This is a genomic window from Pseudomonas sp. KK4 (assembly GCF_001984065.1).
GTDB lineage: Bacteria > Pseudomonadota > Gammaproteobacteria > Pseudomonadales > Pseudomonadaceae > Aquipseudomonas.
Map to the genome: position 1 here is coordinate 81,436 of NZ_LYVP01000013.1, position 6,612 is coordinate 88,047.

Below are 6,612 nucleotides of genomic sequence, written 5' to 3' on the forward strand. Positions count from 1 at the left end.
CGCTGCATTCTTTATACGGAACACCCATGGCCAAACGCCAACTCAATCGTCGTCAAAACTGGCGCATCGAAAAGATTCAGGGCGAACGCGCTGCCCGCGCCGCCAAACGCGAGTCCTCGGCTGTCGAGGCACTCGAGGGCGGCGATCTGGGCCCGGAACAGCACGGCCTGGTGATCGCGCACTTCGGTGTGCAGGTCGAAGTCGAGGCCCGCGATGGCGAACATGCTGGCCAGGTGTTCCGCTGCCACCTGCGTGCCAACCTGCCGGCGCTGGTGACCGGCGATCAGGTGGTCTGGCGCGCCGGCAACCAGGGCATCGGCGTGATCGTGGCGCAACTGCCGCGCAACACTGAGCTATGCCGCCCGGACAGCCGTGGTCAGCTCAAGCCGGTGGCGGCCAACGTCGACATGATCGTCATCGTCTTCGCGCCGCTGCCCGAGCCCCATGCCAACCTGATCGACCGATACCTGGTCGCCGCCGAACACGCCGGCATCAAGCCGCTGCTGCTGCTCAACAAGTTCGACTTGATCGATGAGCAAAACGCCCCGGCGCTCAATGCCTTGCTGGCGGTCTATCGCACCCTCGGCTATCCAGTGCTCGAAGTGTCGGCCCACCACGGTAACGGCATGGAGCAACTGCAAAAACTGCTGGATGGACGCATCAGCGTGTTCGTCGGCCAGTCCGGCGTCGGCAAGTCGTCGCTGGTCAACAGCCTGCTGCCGGAGGTCGAAACCCGTGTCGGGCCGTTGTCCGAACTGTCCGGCCAGGGCACTCATACCACCACGACCGCGCGCCTGTTCCACTTCCCCGGCGGCGGTGAGCTGATCGACTCCCCGGGCATCCGGGAATTCGGCCTGGGCCACGTCAGCCGTGCCGATGTCGAAGCCGGCTTCATCGAGTTCAATGACCTGCTTGGCACCTGCCGCTTCCGCGACTGCAAGCACGACCGCGAACCCGGTTGCGCCCTGCTCAAGGCATTGGAAGATGGCCGCGTGCAGCAACAGCGGATGAACAGCTATCGCTCGATCATCGCCAGCTTGCCGGAGAATGGTTACTGAAACTTTGTTGCAGGCATGGAAAAAGCCGCGATTATTTCGCGGCTTTTTTGTACCCGCCAAAGATGCGTTGTCTGGCCTCTTCGCGAGCAAGCCCGCCCCACAGGGGCATGCATTCCAAATGTGGGAGCGGGCTTGCTCGCGAAGGCGGCCTCACAGCCGCCTCAGATATCAAGGTTTCGGCGCGCCCCCCGGCTTCGGCACCGGATCATCGAACAGATTCAGACGCTCGCGCAGTTCATGGGCTGGCAGCGGCTCTTTATTTGCCGGCAACGCATTCGGGTCAGCCGGTGTTGCGGGGGCTGCCCCCGGAGCCGCTGGCGGAGCATCCGGCGCCGGTTCTGCACCTTGCGAACCTTCAATCGCACGCTGGGCCTTCTTGGTCAGCACGATGATGTCGATACGACGGTTGACCGGGTTGAGTGGATGCTCGCGGTCAAACAGCGCCGACGACGCATAACCCACCACCCGCGCCACCTGTGCGTCCGGATAGCTGCCCGCTACCAGCGCCCGGCGAGCGGCGTTGGCACGGTTGGCCGAAAGCTCCCAGTTGCCGAAATCGCCCTGGCCGCTGTAGGTCTTGGCATCGGTGTGGCCGCTGATGCTGATCTTGTTCGGCACGGCCTTGATGGTGTCAGCCATGGCCAGCAGGATGTCTTCGAAATACGGTTTCAGGCGCGCCGAGCCCGAGTCGAACATCGGCCGGTTCTCGGCGTCCACGATCTGGATGCGCAAACCGTCCGGGGTGATCTCGAACATGATCTGGTCTTTGAATTTCTGCAGTTGCGGGTTCTCTTCGACCTTGTTCTGCAATTCCTGCAGCAACAGTTCGAGGCGCTCCTTCTCCACCATCTCGGCCATGCCTTCGACCTGCTCGGCGTCGACGGTCACCTTGTCGGGCTGCGGCTGGGATTTCACTTCGGGGTTGAGGGTGTTTTCCGGGGCCAGGGTCGGCGTGCCGCCCAGGTCGATGATGTAGGGCGTACCGCTTTCGGAAAAGCCGATCGGGTCCTTGAAGTAACCGGCGATGGCGATCTTCTGCTCAGGCGTTGCAGTGGACAGCAGCCACAACACCAGGAAGAACGCCATCATCGCCGTGGCGAAGTCGGCGAAAGCGATTTTCCACGCCCCACCGTGATGCCCGCCGGCGTAGCGCTTGACGCGCTTGATGATTATCGGCTGGTTATTTTCCATGACTTAGCGACCGCGAACCGCTTGTTCCAGCTCGGCGAAGCTAGGACGGTGCGCCGGGTACAGCACCTTGCGCCCGAACTCCACCGCCAGCGACGGCGGCATGCCGGAAGCGGAAGCGACCAGCGAGGCCTTGATGGCTTCGTAGACGTTCAGCTCTTCCTTGGCATCGTGGGCCAGGGAATGGGCCAGCGGGCCGAAGAAGCCGTAGGCGGCGAGAATACCGAAGAAGGTACCGACCAGTGCCGCACCCACGTGCAGGCCGATGGACTTCTGGTCGCCCTCGCCCAGGGAGGCCATGGTCACCACGATACCCAGTACCGCCGCGACGATACCGAAGCCGGGCATGGCGTCGGCGATGCCGTTGACCGCGTGGGACGGGTGCTCCAGGTCTTCCTTGAGGCTGAACAGCTCCATGTCGAACAGGCCTTCGAGCTCATGGGGTGCCATGTTGCCGGAGGACATGATGCGCAGGTAATCGCAGATGAACGCGGTCATGCGCTCGTCTTTCAGGACGGTCGGGTACTTGGCGAAAATCGGGCTCGCCGCAGCGTCTTCGATATCGGCTTCGATGGCCATCATGCCTTCGCGGCGGCTCTTGTTGAGGATCTCGTAGATCAGGCCCAGCACTTCCAGATAGAAGCCATGGTTGAAGCGCGATCCGAACATGCTCAACGACTTCTTGAGCACGTGCATCGTCATGTAGCCGGGGTTGGCCTGGAGAAAGGCACCGAGGGCCGCACCGCCAATGATCATGACCTCGAAGGGCTGGATCAGAGCGGCGATTTTGCCGTGGGAGAGCACGTATCCGCCGAGCACGCTCGCGAATACGACGATGATGCCGATTATTTTAGCCATAGGTAGGGGAGCACTTACTGAGTCGGGTTCAAGGTCATATTCGGAAGTTAATAAATCTCTTCTTCTACTTATCGGCAAAACTGCGCCAGACTAAAGGCAGTTCAGGCGAAAAGCCACTTCGACCCGCTCCGGGCCCCGTTATTGCTGAAGATGATCGCCTCCCGACATGGCTAACGAAACGAACGTCCCGACTCCAAAACCGACCACTCTCGAAGGCTGGGTCAAGCTTCTGGATGGCGTGCGCCTTCCGGTTCCCCAGGCCAGTCACGACCGTGTCTGCCGCGCGATCCGTGACAATCGCAGCGCGTTGCGTGACATCGCCGACCTGATGCAGGGCAGTCCGGCCCTGGCCTTGAGCGTGATCCGCGAAGCCAACCGGCACACCCATGGCAACTTGACGGAGCCTGCGGAGAACCTCGAAGTGGCGATCAGTCGCCTGGGCCTCAAGCGCACCGAAGAACTGCTCGAGCGCCTGCCGGCCATGCCTGAGAACGACATACCAAAGGCCCTGCGCCAGTTGCAGATGATCAGCCAGCACGCCACGCAACAGGCCAACGGCTTTTTCGCCAGCCGCCTGGCGCGGCTGTGGCAGGACATCCATTGGGGCAGCCTGCTGTTCCTTTCGCCGCTGTGGCCGCTGGCGCTGACCCATCCGCAGTTGCTCGAAGAATGGGAACTGCGGGTCATCCATAAAGGCGAGTCGGCCCGGAAAGTCGAAAAGCAGTTGTTCGGTACGCGCCTGCTGCAAATCGGCCAGGCACTGGTGGACCTGTGGCGCCTGCCGATCTGGGTGCAGCAGGGTTACAAACTGTTGCTCAACGAGCAGCGGGAGCTGGTGAAAGTACTGCGCATTGCCCGCGACAGCGAGCACCCGCTGCGCCAGCAGAACCGCCTCGACGACGATCCGACCCTGCGCCGCTGGCTCAATCAACCGGCCAACACGGTGCTACTGGCCAACGGCCTGGCACTGTCTGCGCAGCAGGCCTGGGACAGCCCGCACAGCCAGCGCTGGCAGTACCTGACCAGCCTTTACCTGCAAATATCCATGGACGAGGTCCAGCAGCAACTGCACCAGCAGGCGGCCAACAGCGCGCGCCATCACGCCATGCCCGACCTGTGGCACCCCGCCGTTGCGCTGCTCTGGCCCTGGGGCACTCACCGCATCCACGCTGGGCTACTGCCGGCCGCGGCACCTACTGCCGATGACTTGGCCAAATGGCGCAGCCAGTGCGCCGAACTGCTGGTCGAGCCGAGTCGTTTCACCAATGCCATGCACCTGACGACGTCGGCCCGTGACGCCTTGGTCGCCTGCGGCATGCGCCGGGTGATGATCCTGATGGCCGACCGCAGCCATGCCAATCTGCGGGTACACCAGACCGCCGGATTGCCCAAGGAAGTGGCCGGACTGAATTTCGCGGTGGCGCAGAGCACCGTGCTGCAACGTTTGCTCGCGCAACAGGCACAGGTGCGCGTGACGCCGCAGAACAACGCGCAGTTTTCCGCACTGCTACCCGGCAACCTGCGGGCACAGTTCAGCGGCGAACACCTGCTGCTGCGCTCGCTGGTAAACAACGGTCGGGTGATCATGATCGTGGTGGCCGATCAGGGCGGCGGGCCGTTTTCGGACATCACCGTACAGGCCTTCGGCAAGACCGCGCAGTGCATCGAGAAGGCACTGCACAGCTTTAGTCAGCGCGGCAAATAAGCCTGCGTTACAATCCCCCCTTTTGTGCTCTGGAGACCTCACATGTCTGACTTCTCTGGCTTGCCGCTGGTGATCGAGCCGAGCGACTTGCTCCCTCGCCTCGAGGCCCGCGATCTGATTCTGGTCGACCTGACCAGCAGCGCCCGCTACACCGAAGGGCACATTCCCGGTGCGCGCTTCGTCGATCCCAAGCGCACACAACTGGGCCAGGCGCCCGCACCGGGGCTGATGCCACCCAAAGCGGCGCTCGAAGCCTTGTTCGGTGAGCTGGGACACAACCCCGACGCGGTCTACGTGGTGTATGACGACGAAGGCGGCGGCTGGGCCGGACGCTTCATCTGGCTGCTGGATGTCATCGGTCACAGCAAGTACCACTATGTCGACGGCGGCCTGACGGCCTGGCTGGCAGAAGGCATGCCGATGTCGATCCAGGTACCACCGCCCGTTGGCGGGCCGGTGGCATTGACCCTGCACGATGAACCGACCGCCACCCGCGAATACCTGCAAAGTCGCCTCGGCGCTGCCGATCTGGCGATCTGGGATGCCCGTGGGCCGTTGGAGTATTCCGGCGAGAAAGTCCTGGCGGCCAAGGCCGGACACATTCCCGGCGCGATCAATTTCGAATGGACAGCGGGCATGGATCAGTCGCGCAACCTGCGCATCCGTACCGACATGCCGCAGATCCTGGACCGACTCGGGATCAGCAAAGACAAAGAAATCATCACTCACTGCCAGACCCACCATCGCTCTGGCTTCACTTATCTGGTGGCCAAGTCCCTCGGTTATCCGCGGGTCAAAGGCTACGCCGGCTCCTGGGGCGAATGGGGCAACCATCCCGACACCCCTGTTGAGAATTAAGGTTTTAAAGGACAGTTAATGAACAAGCGTCTGTTTATCCTCAGCCAATACCTGCTGCCCCATCACCTGCTGTCGCGGCTGGCCGGCTGCATTGCCGAGTGCCGTGTGCGCTGGTTCAAGAATGCGTTCACCGCCTGGTTCGCCAAGCGCTATCAGGTGGACATGTCCCAGGCACTGGTCGAAGACCTGACCGCCTATGAGCACTTCAACGCCTTTTTCACCCGGGCCCTGAAAGACGGCGCACGCCCATTGGACGAAACTCCCGGCGCGATCCTCAGCCCGGCCGACGGCGCCGTCAGCCAACTGGGCCCGATCGAGCACGGCCGCGTGTTCCAGGCCAAGGGCCACAGCTTCAGCGTGCTGGAATTGCTGGGCGGTGATGCTGCCAATGCCGCGCCGTTCATGGGCGGTGATTTCGCGACTATTTACCTGTCGCCCAAGGATTACCACCGCGTGCACATGCCGCTGGCCGGCACCCTGCGCGAAATGGTCTACATCCCGGGGCGGATTTTCTCGGTCAACCAGACTACTGCGGAAAACGTCCCGGAACTGTTCGCCCGCAACGAGCGCGTGGCGTGCATTTTCGACACCGAACGCGGGCCCATGGCCGTGGTATTGGTGGGCGCGATGATCGTGGCCTCGATCGAAACCGTCTGGGCTGGCCTGGTGACGCCGCCGAAACGCGAGCTCAAAACCTTCCGCTACGACGAAGCCGCCCGCGCACCGATCCACCTGGAAAAAGGTGCGGAGCTGGGTCGCTTCAAATTGGGTTCGACCGCTGTGGTGCTGTTCGGGCCGGATCAAGTGAAATGGGCTGAAGAACTGGCGGCTGGATCGCCGGTGCAGATGGGTCAGGGTTTGGGTTTGCCAAAGGCCTGAGCCGTTTGAAGATCTGATGTGGGAGCGGGCTTGCTCGCGAAGACGGTGTGTCAGTCAGTGTATGTT

General features: G+C 62.5%; 6 protein-coding genes. 4 read left to right on the forward strand and 2 right to left on the reverse strand.

The features are described from left to right. The first annotated feature begins 26 nt into the window (after positions 1 to 26). Positions 27 to 1,058 (forward strand): small ribosomal subunit biogenesis GTPase RsgA, encoded by a 1,032-nt coding sequence (rsgA, locus tag B0W55_RS07630; protein WP_077045399.1) that lies wholly within the window; start codon positions 27 to 29, stop codon positions 1,056 to 1,058. 168 nt (positions 1,059 to 1,226) lie between these two features. On the opposite strand, the gene motB is transcribed toward rsgA, so the two are convergent. Beyond that, positions 1,227 to 2,249 (reverse strand): flagellar motor protein MotB, encoded by a 1,023-nt coding sequence (gene motB, locus B0W55_RS07635; protein ID WP_077045400.1) that lies wholly within the window; start codon positions 2,247 to 2,249, stop codon positions 1,227 to 1,229. 3 nt (positions 2,250 to 2,252) lie between these two features. Further along, positions 2,253 to 3,104, reverse strand: coding sequence for a flagellar motor stator protein MotA (gene motA, locus B0W55_RS07640; RefSeq protein WP_077045401.1), 852 nt, complete (start codon positions 3,102 to 3,104; stop codon positions 2,253 to 2,255). Between the two features lie 166 nt (positions 3,105 to 3,270). Here motA and B0W55_RS07645 point away from each other — a divergent pair, with 166 nt between their 5' ends. Genes B0W55_RS07645 through asd form a run of 3 tightly spaced genes read left to right on the forward strand, consistent with a single transcriptional unit; the run spans position 3,271 to position 6,546 of the window. Next, positions 3,271 to 4,809: an HDOD domain-containing protein gene (locus B0W55_RS07645; RefSeq protein ID WP_077045402.1), complete on the forward strand. Its 1,539-nt coding sequence runs from the start codon at positions 3,271 to 3,273 to the stop codon at positions 4,807 to 4,809. Positions 4,810 to 4,851: 42 nt separating this feature from the next. Further along, entirely contained in the window at positions 4,852 to 5,667 is an 816-nt protein-coding gene (locus B0W55_RS07650; protein WP_077045403.1) for a rhodanese-like domain-containing protein, read from the forward strand. 18 nt (positions 5,668 to 5,685) lie between these two features. Continuing rightward, positions 5,686 to 6,546 (forward strand): archaetidylserine decarboxylase, encoded by an 861-nt coding sequence (gene asd / locus B0W55_RS07655; protein ID WP_077045404.1) that lies wholly within the window; start codon positions 5,686 to 5,688, stop codon positions 6,544 to 6,546. Positions 6,547 to 6,612 lie beyond the last annotated feature (66 nt).